This is a genomic window from Streptomyces stelliscabiei (assembly GCF_014873495.1).
Taxonomy (GTDB): domain Bacteria; phylum Actinomycetota; class Actinomycetes; order Streptomycetales; family Streptomycetaceae; genus Streptomyces; species Streptomyces bottropensis.
Genome location: NZ_JADBGF010000001.1, coordinates 1,711,012 through 1,724,459 on the forward strand (window position 1 = coordinate 1,711,012; position 13,448 = coordinate 1,724,459).

12 protein-coding genes are annotated in these 13,448 nt (G+C 72.9%); 9 read left to right on the top strand and 3 right to left on the bottom strand.

All coding sequences use genetic code 11. The features are described 5' to 3' along the window. Window positions 1-32: 32 nt before the first annotated feature. A complete protein-coding gene (locus tag H4687_RS07400) occupies window positions 33-2,246 on the bottom strand; it encodes a helix-turn-helix transcriptional regulator (RefSeq protein WP_225966625.1) in 2,214 nt (737 codons plus the stop codon). 109 nt (window positions 2,247-2,355) lie between these two features. On the opposite strand from H4687_RS07400, the gene H4687_RS07405 reads away from it, so the two are divergent. Together H4687_RS07405 and H4687_RS07410 are read left to right on the top strand one after the other, a co-directional pair. Next, window positions 2,356-3,042 (top strand): esterase/lipase family protein, encoded by a 687-nt coding sequence (locus tag H4687_RS07405; protein WP_046920045.1) that lies wholly within the window; start codon window positions 2,356-2,358, stop codon window positions 3,040-3,042. Window positions 3,043-3,232: 190 nt separating this feature from the next. After that, window positions 3,233-3,919 (top strand): class I SAM-dependent methyltransferase, encoded by a 687-nt coding sequence (locus tag H4687_RS07410; protein WP_046920046.1) that lies wholly within the window; start codon window positions 3,233-3,235, stop codon window positions 3,917-3,919. Here the strand turns inward: H4687_RS07410 and H4687_RS07415 are convergent. Both H4687_RS07415 and H4687_RS07420 read right to left on the bottom strand, forming a co-directional pair. Then, window positions 3,888-4,262, bottom strand: a complete 375-nt coding sequence (locus H4687_RS07415; RefSeq protein ID WP_046920047.1) for a hypothetical protein — start codon at window positions 4,260-4,262, stop codon at window positions 3,888-3,890. The genes H4687_RS07410 and H4687_RS07415 overlap by 32 nt on opposite strands. 4 nt (window positions 4,263-4,266) lie before the next feature. Then, window positions 4,267-4,506 (bottom strand): toxin-antitoxin system HicB family antitoxin, encoded by a 240-nt coding sequence (locus H4687_RS07420; protein ID WP_046920048.1) that lies wholly within the window; start codon window positions 4,504-4,506, stop codon window positions 4,267-4,269. 218 nt (window positions 4,507-4,724) lie between these two features. Between H4687_RS07420 and H4687_RS07425 the strand changes: the two genes are divergently transcribed. From H4687_RS07425 to H4687_RS07455, 7 genes are all read left to right on the top strand, one after another. Continuing rightward, window positions 4,725-5,612 carry an ABC transporter ATP-binding protein gene (locus tag H4687_RS07425; RefSeq protein ID WP_046920049.1) on the top strand — a complete coding sequence of 296 codons (888 nt, stop codon included), beginning with the start codon at window positions 4,725-4,727 and terminating at the stop codon, window positions 5,610-5,612. Window positions 5,613-5,616: 4 nt separating this feature from the next. Continuing rightward, the gene (locus tag H4687_RS07430) at window positions 5,617-8,187 is read left to right on the top strand and encodes an FtsX-like permease family protein (protein ID WP_046920050.1); all 2,571 of its coding nucleotides are present in this window, start codon (window positions 5,617-5,619) and stop codon (window positions 8,185-8,187) included. 91 nt (window positions 8,188-8,278) lie between these two features. Then, a complete protein-coding gene (locus H4687_RS07435) occupies window positions 8,279-9,160 on the top strand; it encodes an LLM class F420-dependent oxidoreductase (RefSeq protein WP_046920051.1) in 882 nt (293 codons plus the stop codon). Window positions 9,161-9,401: 241 nt separating this feature from the next. Further along, entirely contained in the window at window positions 9,402-9,827 is a 426-nt protein-coding gene (locus tag H4687_RS07440) for a GNAT family N-acetyltransferase (protein WP_046914496.1), read from the top strand. 203 nt (window positions 9,828-10,030) lie between these two features. After that, window positions 10,031-11,368, top strand: coding sequence for a hemolysin family protein (locus H4687_RS07445; RefSeq protein ID WP_046914497.1), 1,338 nt, complete (start codon window positions 10,031-10,033; stop codon window positions 11,366-11,368). After that, on the top strand, window positions 11,365-12,381 hold the full coding sequence (locus tag H4687_RS07450; RefSeq protein WP_046914498.1) for a hemolysin family protein: 1,017 nt from the start codon (window positions 11,365-11,367) through the stop codon (window positions 12,379-12,381). The genes H4687_RS07445 and H4687_RS07450 overlap by 4 nt, the downstream gene beginning before the upstream one ends. 65 nt (window positions 12,382-12,446) lie before the next feature. Then, window positions 12,447-13,286, top strand: a complete 840-nt coding sequence (locus tag H4687_RS07455) for an SGNH/GDSL hydrolase family protein (RefSeq protein WP_046914499.1) — start codon at window positions 12,447-12,449, stop codon at window positions 13,284-13,286. Window positions 13,287-13,448: the final 162 nt, after the last annotated feature.

A 13,448-nucleotide genomic window follows, 5' to 3' on the forward strand; every position in this document is an offset into this window, starting at 1 on the left:
TCCCCGCGCCCCTGACGGGGCGCGGGCCGGCCTCACGTCCCCGTCTCCCCCAGCAGCCGCACCAATTCGATCCTCGACCGGATCCCCAACCGTGAGAACACCCCCCGCAGATGGTGGTCGATCGTGCGCGGGCTCAGCAGCAGCCGCGCGGCGATCTCCCGGTTCGTGGCGCCCTCCGCCGCCATACGGGCGATCATCAACTGCTGGGCGGTGAGGCGGGACGCCAGAGCCTCCGCGGCCGGCGCGGCGGAGGCGCGTTCCCCGAGGGCCCGGAGTTCCGCGCGGGCCTGGGCCGCGCAGTGCGGGGAGCCGAAGTGCTCGAAGGCCTCCAGGGCGCTGTGCAGCCGGTCGCGTGCCTCGGTGCGGTTGCGCAGCCGACGCAGGGCACTGCCGAACAGCAGTTCCGTGCGGGCGCGTTCGACGTCACGGGTGCCGGAGGCGTGCAGGTCGAGCGCCGCGCGGTAGTGCTCGACGGCCTCCTCCCCGGTGGCGAGCAGCGCACGGCAGCGGGCGCTGAGGGCGAGGTCGTCGGCGCTGCGGACGGTACGGGCCCAGCGGTCGTAGTCGGCGTGCGCGGCCCGGGCCACCCGGGTGTCGCCGGTGCGGACGGCGGCCTCGACGTAGTGCGGTGTGGCGAGGTGCCGCACGGCCCGGTGCCCGTGCCCGGGGCCGAAGCCGGCGAGTGCGCGCAGCCGGGCCGCCGAGGCGGCGTACCGGCCGGTGCTCAGGTCGAGGAAGGCGAGGGCGAACATGGCGAGGGCGGCGGGCAGTCCGAGTCCGCGCTCCAGGGCGTACGCGCGGGCGGACTCGGCGCGCTCCCGGCACACCTGTTCGTCGCCGGTGACGGCCGCGAACATCGCGAGGGCGGCCTGGAGATGGCAGGCGCCGTTGTCCTGCCCGGTGGCGTACGCCTGGCGCAGGGCGTCCACGGTGGCGGCCTCGGCGGCCCTCGGGCGTCCGGTCCAGAACTCCGCGTAGGCCCGGAACTCCATGGCCTGCGGCACAGTCACCGTCTCGCCCCTGGCGCGGGCGGAGGAGGCGGCGCGGGCGGTGGCGGTGAACGCGCGGGTGTGGTCGCCGAGGAGGAGGGCGGCGATCCCGGAGTGGATGAGCTGGGTGGGGTCGCCACCGGGTCCGCAGCGCCCGGCGGCTGCTTCGAGCACGTCCCGGGCGTCGTCGTAGCGGCCTTCGAACGCGGCGGCGAGCGCGCCGAGCGTGCTGGGCGGCGCGATGCCGAGCGCGTCGGCGACGGCGGCGGCCTCCCGGCAGCGGCGCAGGTCCCCGGTGTAGATGGCGGCCTCGGTGGCTCGTGCCAGGAGATGGGCGGCTCTGTCCGGGGTGCGCTCGCCGACGTGCCGGACGGCGGCGGTGAGCAGGGCGTCGAAGGCCTCGGCGGCGTTTCCGGCGCGCAGGGCGAGCAGTCCCGCGAGGGCGTCGTCGTCGGTGGCGGCGACGAGACGGCGGGCGCGGTCGCCGTCGCCCGACTGCCAGGCCTCGGCGGCGGCCTGGGCGAGCAGGGGCATGCGTTCGGCGGGTTCGGGGGTGAGCCCGGCGGCGCGTTCGGCGAGGGCGGAGGCGAGCGCGGGATCGCCGATGGCACGTGCCACCCGTGCCGACAGGCGCAGTTCGGCGGCGAGGCGGCGGCTGGGGCCGAGGGCGGCGGCGGCCCGGTGCCAGCTGCGGCCGGGCCGCTCGCCCTCGCCGCTGAGGACCGCGGCGAGGAGGCGGTGCGCCTCGCGCCGGTCGGCCATGGACGCCGACTCGTACACGGCGACGCGGGTCCAGGCGTCCGGGAAGACGATGCCCTGGGTCGTGGTGTGCGCGAGCCCGGCCGCCTCCGCCGTGTCGAGGGGGCGGGTGTCGAGCCGGGCGGCCGTGACGGCGCGCGCGTAGGCGTGCGTGCGGACCGGGTACTGGTCGGCGGCGGCGAGGAGCAGCAGGAAGCGGGTGTCGTCGGGCAGGGCGCGTACGTCCCGCCGGTGGCCGCGCAGCAGGGCGGGGGCCAGCGCCAGGGGCTCGGCGGGGAGCGGGTCGAGGCCCGTGCGCTGGCGCGGGGTCAGGGCGGCGGCGAGTTCCGCGGCGGCGCGCGGATCGCCGTGGGCGACGTGCAGCAGGCGTACGCGCACGCCTTCGGACAGCGTGGGCGCTGCGGCCGACGCTGTGTCCGGGCTCGGCCACGCGTGCGTGGGGGGCGGTGGCGAGCGATGCGGAAGTTGTGGGGGGTTCACCGGGGTCACCACGCTCATCACGTTACTTGCGAGTTAACCGACCAGTAAAGACCGGCGATTTCGCCGATGCGGCGCGCGTAGACCCCCCTGACACTCCAGACGAACCCCACCCGTTTCAGGAGGCACCATGCAGCGCCGCATGCGCCGTATCGCCACGGCCCTCGCGACCGTGACCACCACGCTCCTTCTGTCGCTCTCCTTCTCCGCGACCTCCGCTCAGGCCGCGACCCGCAACCCCGTGGTCTTCGTGCACGGTCTGAGCAGTTCGTCCAGCAGCTGGGACGACTGGATCGCGTACTTCAAGGCCGACGGCTACACGTCCGCGGAGCTGTACTCCTGGTCGTACGACTGGGGCCAGTCCAATGTCACGACGGCCGCGCAGCTCAAGACCAAGATCGAGAGCGTGCGGGCCGCGACAGGCGCCGCGAAGGTCGACGTGGTCGTCCACTCGATGGGCGCGCTCAGCTCCCGGTACTACCTCAAGAACCTCGGCGGGACGGCGTACGTGGACGACTTCGTCTCCGCGGCCGGTGTGAACCACGGGACGACCGTGGCCGGTTGGTGCCGGTGGCTCTACACGTCCTGCGGCGAGATGTACACCGGCAGCTCGTTCCTGACCTCGCTGAACTCCGGTGACGAGACGCCGGGCAGTGTGTCGTACGCCAGCTACTGGTCGAACTGCGACGACGCGCTCACCCCGGACACCTCCGCGATCCTCAGCGGCGCGACCAACGTCGAGGTCGGCTGTGTCTCGCACAACGACATGAACAACGACAAGGGCATCTACGACCAGGTCCGCGCCTTCATCGCCTGATCGTCCCGGCGGTCGGCACCTCGTACACCCGTGCCCGTCGCGTGGCCTCCTCCCCAGGGACACGCGGCGGGCGAGGCGTTTGTGCCCCCGCTCGCCCCCGCGGACCGTCCCCCCGTCCCGGCCGCGACGGGTGAGCCGGTGCTTCCCGGGGGACAATCGCGGTATCTGCCGTCCTCTTCGGGAGGTCCTCATGGCCCGCGCCCGCGCCACGACGGACGCCGTGCACCACCCCCTCTTCGCCCGGTTCTACGCCCGACTGAGCGTGTCGGCGGAGCCGAGGATCGGTCCCCTGCGCGAGGAGTTGCTGGCGGGGCTGTCGGGGCGGGTCATCGAGATCGGCGCCGGGAACGGTCTGAACTTCGCGCACTACCCGGACGCGGTCTCGGAGGTGGTGGCGATCGAACCGGAGCACTCCCTGCGGCGGTTGGCCCTGGAGTCCGCCCTGCGCGCCGAGGTGCCGGTGGACGTGGTGCCGGGCGCGGCGGAGGCGCTGCCGGTCAAGAGCGAGGCGTTCGACGCGGCCGTGGTGTCCCTGGTGCTGTGCAGCGTGCGGGACGTGCGGCGCTCGCTGAACGAGGTGCGACGGGTGCTGCGCCCCGGCGGTGAGCTGCGGTTCTTCGAGCACGGCCGGGGCGGCGGGCGGGCGATGCGGACGGCTCAGCGGGCGTTGGACGGCACGGTGTGGCCGTTGCTGTTCGGCGGCTGCCACGTCTCCCGCGACCCGGTCGCCGTGATCCGGGCCGCCGGGTTCGAGGTCGGGGCGGTCCGGGAGGTCCTGGTGCCCGAGCAGGGGCCGCGGCTGCCGAGTTCCTACTGCGTGCTGGGCAGGGCCCGGCGGCCCGGCGTCACAGACTCCACTGACGCAGCTCCTGCGTGATGTCCTGCACGGTGGCCTCGCCGCTCTTGACCAGCCGGGCCAGTTCGCGCACCTGCTCGGCGGAGGTGACGACCTTGACGCCGCTGGCCACGAGGTAGCCGTAGGCGACGGCGGAGGCGAACAGGGCGTTGGAGCGCTCCAACGCCGGGACGTGCATGAGGACTTGGAGGAGAGCGGCGGCCCGGGCGTGCGGGGTGTCGTAGACGGGGACGTCGAAGATCTCGGCCTCGTGCCGGGCGACGGCCGCGACCAGGGCGCCCCAGTCGGAGACCTGCGGATCTCCGGGCGTCTTCCGTTCGGCGACCATGAGGAGCCAGGACAGGTCGATTCTGAGCTGACTCAAGGGATCAGTGACGTCCCTCGCGCCGGCCCTCGGAATCGGCGCCGAACTCCTCGGCGAAGACCGCCTCGTACTGCTTCATGAAGTCGGCCGCGGACTCGACGAAGGTGTGACCCGCCTCGCCGGTGTCCTGCCGGACCAGCTCCTCGATGTACCGGTTCACACTCATCCCGCGCTCCAGGGCTCGTTCACGGGCGGCCCGGGCCGTGTCCTCGTCCACTCGGACGTTCAGCTGGGTCTTGGCCATGACTCGACGCTAGCGCCGGAGTGCTAGCAGTGGCAAGGGCGCCGTCGCCTCCGCCACCCTCAAGGGCCCGTTTTGCGTGCCCCTTACACAGAGATCGGGAACGCGACCTGCGACGGAGACCGCCTCGACCTTCGGGGGGATTCCTGCTGTGCCGCGCATCACACTAGGCTCGGCCGGGAGCGCCCGGAATTCGAACCGGTTCGAGCCTGGAGGCCGTTTTGTCCACTGCTGCCGCTGAGCACCCCCTCGGCCGCGCGGAAGCCGACGCCGTCGCCGCCCGCGCCCGGGGCCTGACGAAGGCATACGGCTCGGGAGAGACCAAGGTCCTCGCCCTCGACTCGGTCGACGTGGACATCGCGCGCGGCCGCTTCACGGCCGTCATGGGCCCCTCGGGCTCGGGAAAGTCCACCCTGATGCACTGCCTGGCGGGGCTCGACACCGTCTCGGCCGGACAGGTGTGGCTCGGGGACACTGAGATCACCGGGCTCAGGGAACGCGATCTGACGCGGCTGCGCCGGGACCGGATCGGCTTCATGTTCCAGTCCTTCAACCTGATCCCGACGCTGAACGCGGCCGAGAACATCACCCTGCCGATGGACATCGCGGGCAAGAAGCCCGACGAGAAGTGGCTGGACCAGGTCATCGACACGCTCGGGCTCCGCGACCGGCTCAAGCACCGTCCCTCGCAGCTCTCCGGCGGGCAGCAGCAGCGTGTGGCCTGCGCCCGCGCACTCGCCTCCCGGCCCGAGCTGATCTTCGCCGACGAGCCGACCGGCAACCTCGACTCCCGTGCCGGGCTCGAAGTGCTCGGCTTCCTGCGCGAGGCGGTCGACCAGCTGGGCCAGACGGTCGTCATGGTCACCCACGACCCCGGCGCCGCCGCCCACTCCGACCTGGTGCTCTACCTCGCGGACGGGCGGATCGTGGACCGCATGGAACGCCCCACGGCCGAAGCGGTCCTGGAACGCATGCGTCTCTTCTCCGGGAAGAACCCCCAGGCCCCGGACGCCGACACACCTCTGACCTCTCCTGACGGGGAGGGCGCCCCCGGCAGCGGGTCCGCGGGCGGGCCCGGCGGCCGGTCCGACGGCCCCGGCAGGGACTGAGACCGTGCTGAGGGCGACCCTGCGGAGCTTCCTCGCGCACAAGGGGCGGCTGCTGCTCTCGGCGCTGGCGGTCGTGCTGTCCGTGGCGTTCGTCGCGGGCAGCCTGATCTTCTCGGACACGGTCACCCGCACCTTCGACCGGCTCTTCGCCTCCACCTCGGCCGATGTGACCGTGGGCCCGAAGGACGACGAACTGACGGGTCAGCTGCCCACCGGGGCCGTCGAGACCGTGCCCGCCTCGCTCGCGCGGCGGGTCGCGGGAATCGACGGCGTGGCGGACGCCCGTGTCGACGCGTCCGTCGACAACGTCACGGTCGTCGACAGCGACAACGAGTCGGTGGGACCGACCACGGGCGCCCCCACCGTCGCCAGGAACTGGCACCCCACCGACCGCAGCCCGGTGAAGCTGACCAACGGGCACGCGCCGCGAGGCGCCGGCCAGGCCCTGCTCGACGCGGACACCGCCGAGGGCAAGGACGTGGAGATCGGCGACACCCTGACGGTGCTCGCCGGGCCGGGCTCCTTCCGGGTGCGTGTCGTCGGCATCGCCACCTTCACCACCACCAACCCCGGCGCCGCGCTCGTCTACCTCGACACCCGGACGGCACAGACCGCGCTGCTGGGCGACCCCGGCGCGGCCACCGGCATCTCCGTGACCGCCGAGCCCGGCGTGAGCGACGAACTGCTCAAGCGGCGGATCGCCGACGAGCTGGGGCCGACGGCGTACGAGTACCGGACCGCCGCCGAGCGCGCCGAGTCGGCGGCCGCCTCGCTCGGCGGCTTCCTCGACGTGATCAAGTACGTGATGCTCGGCTTCGCCGGGATCGCGACACTCGTCGGCGTCTTCCTCATCGTCAACACCTTCTCCATGCTCATCGCCCAACGCACCCGCGAACTGGGCCTGTTGCGCGCGCTGGGCGCCGACCGGCGCCAGGTGCGGCGCTCGGTGCTCATCGAGGCGGCGCTCCTCGGGCTCGTCGGGTCGACCCTGGGCCTCGCCGCCGGCATCGGGCTGGCCTTCGGGCTGATCGAGCTGATGGGCGCCTTCGGGATGAACCTGAGCTCGGCCGAGATGGTGATCGGCGTCGGAACGCCGATCGCGGCGTACGCCGTCGGGCTCGGCGTCACCTTCGTCGCCGCCTATCTCCCGGCGCGGCGTGCCTCGGCCGTGTCGCCGATGGCGGCCCTGTCCGACGCCGAGATCGCCGGTGTAGGGCGGCCGCTGAGGATGCGCGCGGTGGCCGGCGGGATCGTCGGAGCGGCCGGTGCCGCCGCGCTCGCGGGGTGCGCGGTGTCGTCCGACACGGGTTCCGCCGCCTCCCTGCTCGGTCTGGGCGTGGTCCTCACGCTGGTCGCGACCGTCATCGCCGGACCGCTGCTCGTACGGCCCGTGATCCGGGTCCTCGGTGGCGCCTTCCCCGCGCTGTTCGGCTCCGTCGGCCGGATGAGCCAGCGCAACGCCCTGCGCAATCCGCGCCGGACCGGGGCCACGGCCTCCGCGCTGATGGTCGGAATCGCGCTGGTCGCCGGCATGTCGGTGGCGAGCGCCTCGATGACCAGGTCCTTCGACGACGAGATCGACAACACCCTCGGCGCCGACTTCGTCATCCAGAACCAGAACTTCATGCCGTTCCCGCAGGAGGTCACCGACAAGGTCCGCGCCACCGACGGCGTCGGCCTCGTCGTACGCCAGCGGTTCACGCCGGTCGCGGTACGGCTGCCCGACGGCGCGCGCGTCGAGACGACCGCCGCGGCATACGACGCGCAACTGGACGAGATCGCGAACGTCACCTACGCCGAGGGCGACAGCGGCGCCGCGCTGGCCGACGGCGCCATCGCCATGGACGCGGAGTTCGCGCGGGACCACGACGTGACGGTGGGCAGCACGATCCCCGTCCGGTTCCCGGCCGGGAAGAACGCCGAGCTGAAGGTGGCCGCGCTCACCGACCAGGACACCGCCGACGGCTTCGGGGTGCAGGGCGGGCTGTACTTCGGGATGGCCACCATCGAGACGTACGTGCCCGAGGGACAGGACTCCGCGCTGTACGTGAACGCCGGGTCCGGCACCGGCGCCGACGAGCTGCGCGCGAACCTGGACCGCACGCTGGACGCCTACCCGCAGGTGCAGGTCCGCGACCAGGCCGACTACAAGGAGCTGATCCGCGGCCAGATCGCCGTGCTGCTGTATCTCGTCTACGCGCTGCTCGGCCTGGCGATCGTCATCGCGGTGCTCGGGGTGGTCAACACCCTCGCCCTGTCGGTGGTCGAACGCACCCGGGAGATCGGACTGCTGCGCGCGATCGGGCTGGGCCGGCGGCAGCTGCGGCGGATGATCCGGCTGGAGTCGGTGGTGATCGCCGTGTTCGGGGCGGTCCTCGGGCTCGCCCTGGGTCTGATCTGGGGTGTCTGCGTGCAGCAGGTGCTGGCGCTGCAGGGCATGAAGGCGCTGGCGATCCCGTGGGGCACGGTCGTCGCCGTGGTGATCGGCTCGGCGGTGGTGGGCGTCGTGGCGGCCCTGCTGCCCGCGCTGCGCGCCTCCCGGATGAACGTCCTGGCGGCGATCGCGCACGAGTGAGCGTGCGCGCACGTGTGCTGGCGGCATGCCCACACCGGTGATGTACTCACCGGCATGTCTGCCTCAAGTCCCTGATGTGTGAGGAGAGTTCATGCCGCGCCCGTTCCGCTTCGGAGTCAACTTACTCAGCCCCACGTCGGCTGCGGAGTGGCGCGCGAAGTGCCGCCGCGCCGAGCAGCTCGGTTACGACGTGATCCTGGTCCCGGACCATCTGGGCATGCCGGCCCCGTTCCCGTCCCTGGTCGCGGCGGCCGAGGCGACCGTACGGCCACGGCTCGGCACGTTCGTGCTGAACGCGGGCTTCTGGAACCCGGCTCTGCTGGCGCGTGAGGTCGCCACCACGGACGCGCTGACCGGCGGGCGTCTGGAGCTGGGGCTCGGCACCGGGTACGTACCGGCCGAGCACGAGAAGGCGGGCCTGCCCTGGGGGTCGGCGGGCGAGCGGGTCGACCATCTGCTGCGCACGATCCGGGAGTTGGACCGGCTTCTCGGCTCCGAGGAGCACGAGCCGCGTCCGGTGCAGCGGCCCCGGGTGCCGCTGCTCGTCGGCGCCAACGGTGACCGCGTGCTGCGGATCACCGCCGAGCACGCGGACATCGCGGCGTTCACGGGCGCCCGGACGGTGGAGAACGGCAAACTGGAACCGCTGACCGCCGAGGAACTCGACGAGCGGGTCGGCCGGTACCAGGAGTTCGCCGCCGGGCGGAAAGAACCCGCCGAGCTGAACCTGCTGATCCAGATCGTCGAACTCACCGAGGACCGCGCCGCCGCCGTGCAGCCGTGGCTCAGCCACCTCCCGAACCTGAGCGAGGACCAGGCCCTCCGCCTCCCGCTGGTCCTCGTGGGAACCCTGGCCGAGATCGTCGACCAGGTGCTGGCCCAGCGGGAGCGCTACGGCTTCTCGTACCTGACCGTCCTGGAGCCGAACATGGAGTCCTTCGCGAAGGTCGTCGAGGCGCTGCACGGCCGGTGAGGGGCGGGCGGACGGGGGCGGGGCGGATCCGGGAACTCCGGCTCGGCGGGGCGGATCCGGGAGCTCCGGCTCGGCGGGGCGGATCCGGGAGCTCCGGCTCGGCGGGGCGGGATGCGCGGCGGAGCCGGAGCGGAGGCGATGCGGAGCCGGAGCGGAGGCGATGCGGGGCGCGCCGGCCCGCGGCCCTGTCCGGATTCTGGAATTCCCGGCCCCCCGTCGACCCCCGTGATGGGATCGCGTCATGACCGACCTGCGCATACGGGCCGCGACGCCCGACGACCTCGACGCCGTCCTCGCCTTCTGGAAGGTGGCCGCCGAGGGCACGAGCATCAGTGACGACCGCGGAGGGGTCGAGCGGCTGGTGGACCGGGACCCCGAGGCGCTGATCCTGGCCGAGCTGGACGGGGATCTCGTGGGCACGGTCGTCGCCGGGTTCGACGGCTGGCGGTGCCATCTGTACCGGCTCGCGGTGCACCCGGAGCGACGGCGCAAGGGCATCGGCTCGGCCCTGCTCGCCGCGGCCGAGGAGCGGTTCGTCCGGCTCGGCGGGCGGCGCGGCGACGCGATGGTGCTCGTCCGCAACGAGTCGGCCCAGCATGCGTGGCGGGCCGCCGGGTACGCGCCCGAGGAGAAATGGCGGCGGTGGGTGAAGCCGCTCGGGTGCTGATGCCGGGCGTGCACCGAGGCGGCGGGAGGCACTTTGCCGATCCTTTACCATGAGTGGACCAGTCAACCTCTACGGAAAGGTTGTGAGCGTCCGCCCATGGGCGAGCCTCCCAGTACGCGGCCGGGTGCCTCCCGTACCCGAGCCGGTGCACGACACCGCGCGATCCTCCCGCACCTGCCCGATCATGGGACGGAGGTGACCCGATGACCGAAGTGCTCCTCCTTCTGGTGGCGGTGCTGCTCTCGCTGATCTGTGGTGCCTTCGTCGCCGCCGAGTTCTCGCTGACCACGGTCGACCGCGGCCGGCTGGAGCGGGCCGTGGAGCGCGGCGAGCGGGGCGCCGCCGGCGCCCTCAAGGCCGTACGGAACCTGACGTTCCAGCTCTCCGGCGCGCAGCTCGGCATCACCGTCACCAACCTGGTGGTCGGCATGCTCGCCGAGCCGTCCATCGCCAAGCTGATCGCGGGGCCGCTGGAGGCGGCCGGGGTTCCCGCGTCCGCGTCGAGTTCGGTGGCGCTGGTGATCGGTACGGCCCTGTCGACCGTCGTGCTGATGGTCGTCGGCGAGCTGGTGCCCAAGAACTGGGCGATCTCCGCGCCGCTGCCGGTGGCGAAGAAGGTGGCGAACCCGCAGCGCTGGTTCAGCGCCGCGTTCGGCCCGTTCATCACCCACCTCAACAACACCGCCAACCGTCTCGTACGCCTCTTCGGCATCGAGCCCGCCGAGGAGCTGGCCTCCGCGCGCGGCCCCCAGGAGCTGGCGGCCCTCGCCCGGCACTCGGCCAAGGAGGGCGCCCTGGAGGCGGACACCGCCGAGCTGTTCGTACGGACGCTGAACCTCGCCGATCTCACCGCGGAGAACGTGATGACCCCGCGCGTCCAGGTGATCGCCCTGGACGCGCAGGCGACCTGCGAGGACGTGGCGAACGCGACCCGGGCCACCGGCCTGTCCCGCTTCCCCGTCTACCGCGGCAGCCTCGACTCGGTCGTCGGCACCGTGCACATCAAGGACGTGCTCGCCGTGCCCGCCGAGCGCCGGCTGCGCACCTCCGTCGCGGAGCTGCTGCGCGAGCCGCTGCTCGTCCCCGAGTCCCTCACCGTGGACCGGGTGCTGGACCGGCTCTCGGGCAAGCGCACGATGGCCGTCGTCATCGACGAGTACGGCGGCACCGCCGGCGTGGTGACCCTGGAGGACATCGTCGAGGAGGTCGTCGGCGAGGTGCGGGACGAGCACGACCCGCACGAGACCCCCGATCTGGCCCCCGTCGGCACCGACGAGCACGGCCGCGAGCTGTACTCGGCCGACGGCTCGGCCCGTACCGACCAGCTGGCCCGGGTGGGCCTGCGCGCGCCGGACGGGCCGTACGAGACGCTCGCGGGCCTCGTCGCCACCGAGCTGGGCCGTATCCCGGCCGTCGGCGACACCGTCGAGGTCGTCGGCTGGCGGCTCGACGTGGTGGACGCCGCCGGGCGCCGGGCCGCGCGGGTGCTGCTGCACGCGCCGGTCCCGTCCGCCGAGGAACATGAGGAGGAGACACGATGACCGCCGTCCAGCTGCTGATCGGTTTCGCGACGCTGGTCGTCAACGCCTTCTTCGTGGGCGCCGAGTTCGCCCTGATCTCGGTGCGCCGCAGCCAGATCGAGCCGTACGCCGAACAGGGCGACCGGCGGGCGCACAGCGTGCTGTGGGGTCTGCAGCACGTGTCGGCGCTGATGGCGGCCGCGCAGCTCGGCATCACGCTGTGCACCCTGGTGCTCGGTGTGGTCGCGGAGCCCGCGATCGCGCACCTGCTGGAGCCGCTGTTCCACGCGGTGGGCGTGCCGGAGGGCGCGGGCCACGTGGTCTCCTTCGTGATCGCCCTGACGGTCGCCACGTATCTGCACATGCTGCTCGGCGAGATGGTCCCGAAGAACATCGCCCTGGCCGAGCCGGTGCGCAGCGCCCTGCTGCTCGGCCCGCCGCTCGTGACGCTGTCGCGGGCGCTGCGCCCGGTGATCTTCACGGTGAACGCCTTCGCGAACACCCTGCTCAAGCTCATGCGGGTCGAGACGAAGGACGAGGTGGCGGCGACCTTCTCGGACACCGAACTCGCCCGCCTGGTCCGGGACTCCAGCGAGGCGGGGCTGATCGACGACCGCGCGCAGGAGCGGCTGCGGGACGCGCTGGAACTGGGTCGGCGCCCGGTGCGCGACGTCGTGCTCCCGCTGGAGCGGGTCGTGTACGCGGGCATGGGGGTCACCCCGGAGGAGCTGGAGCGGCTGTCGGCCGAGTCCGGGTTCTCCCGCTTCCCGGTGGTCGACGAGGGGCGCCGGATCGTGGGCTATCTCCATGTGAAGGACGCGCTCGACGCGACCCCGCGCGACGTGCCGTTCTCCGTCCGGGACATGCGGTCCATCGCCCGGGTCCGGGAGACGACACCGCTGGACGACGTGCTCACGGCGATGCGCCGCAGCCGGACGCATCTGGCGGCCGTCCTCGGCGCGGACGGGCGGCTCGCGGGCATCGTGACCATGGAGGACGTGCTGCGGGAACTGTTCGGGCAGCCGGCCGTGTGAGGTTCGTCGGCGAAGGGCAGCCGACCGACCGTAGGGTATGTGAACGCGTTACCATCGTTGGCGCCATGCAGACGAACCCCACGTACTCCAGCCTTGTCACGGTCGGCGACTCCTTCACCGAGGGGATGTCCGACCTCCTTCCCGACGGTTCGTACCGGGGCTGGGCGGACCTCCTCGCCGGCCGTATGGCCGCGCGGACGCCCGGCTTCCGGTACGCCAACCTCGCGGTGCGCGGAAAGCTGATCGGCCAGATCGTCGCCGAGCAGGTGGACGTCGCCGCCGCGATGGAGGCGGACGTGATCACGCTGGTCGGTGGCCTCAACGACACACTCCGGCCCAAGTGCGACATGGGCCGGGTGCGGGGCCTGCTGGAGGAGGCCGTGGAGCGCCTGGCCCCCTCCTGCAAACAGCTCGTCCTGATGCGCAGCCCGGGCCGCCAGGGCCCCGTCCAGCAGCGGTTCCGGCCGCGCATGGAGGAACTGTTCGCCTGCGTCGACGAGCTGGCCGCCCGGCACGGTGCCCTCGTCGTGGACCTGTACGGCGCCTCGTCGCTCAGCGACCCGCGCATGTGGGACGTGGACCGGCTGCACCTGACCCCCGAAGGGCACCGCCGGGTCGCCGAGGCGGTCTGGCAGACGCTCGGCTACGAGGCCGAGGACCCGGAGTGGCGGACGCCGATGCCCCTGACGCCGCCGCCCGGCTGGGCCGCCCGCCAGGTGGCCCACGCCCGGTTCACCCGGCAGTACCTACTGCCGTGGATCGCCCGCCGCCTCACGGGCCGCTCCTCGGGGGACGGCCGGTCAGGCGCCCATTTCAGCGCCGAGCTGCGCCAGGCGTTCTGGGTGACCCCCGCGGACCACGCGGACCCCGGCCCGGTGACGGACTGGCGCCGGGTGGGGCCCTGAACCGGAGCCTTCCGGCACCTCGCCCGGGGTTGTTGTTGCGGGACGTCAGGGGTGAGCTGAAACTTGTCGCGGAGGAAAAGCCGCAGGCACGCGCGCCCTCATACCGGCGCCGGCTTTCGTCCTGACGCGCGAGGGCGTCTCCTCGACCAGGTGCACCCGCTT

Excerpts from the sequence above, each read along its gene's own strand:
- H4687_RS07400 (WP_225966625.1), bottom strand. The coding sequence starts at position 2,246 with ATGAGCGTGGTGACCCCGGTGAACCCCCCACAACTTCCGCATCGCTCG.
- H4687_RS07405 (WP_046920045.1), top strand. The coding sequence starts at position 2,356 with ATGCAGCGCCGCATGCGCCGTATCGCCACGGCCCTCGCGACCGTGACC.
- H4687_RS07410 (WP_046920046.1), top strand. The coding sequence starts at position 3,233 with ATGGCCCGCGCCCGCGCCACGACGGACGCCGTGCACCACCCCCTCTTC.
- H4687_RS07420 (WP_046920048.1), bottom strand. The coding sequence starts at position 4,506 with ATGGCCAAGACCCAGCTGAACGTCCGAGTGGACGAGGACACGGCCCGG.
- H4687_RS07435 (WP_046920051.1), top strand. The coding sequence starts at position 8,279 with ATGCCGCGCCCGTTCCGCTTCGGAGTCAACTTACTCAGCCCCACGTCG.
- H4687_RS07440 (WP_046914496.1), top strand. The coding sequence starts at position 9,402 with ATGACCGACCTGCGCATACGGGCCGCGACGCCCGACGACCTCGACGCC.
- H4687_RS07445 (WP_046914497.1), top strand. The coding sequence starts at position 10,031 with ATGACCGAAGTGCTCCTCCTTCTGGTGGCGGTGCTGCTCTCGCTGATC.
- H4687_RS07450 (WP_046914498.1), top strand. The coding sequence starts at position 11,365 with ATGACCGCCGTCCAGCTGCTGATCGGTTTCGCGACGCTGGTCGTCAAC.
- H4687_RS07455 (WP_046914499.1), top strand. The coding sequence starts at position 12,447 with ATGCAGACGAACCCCACGTACTCCAGCCTTGTCACGGTCGGCGACTCC.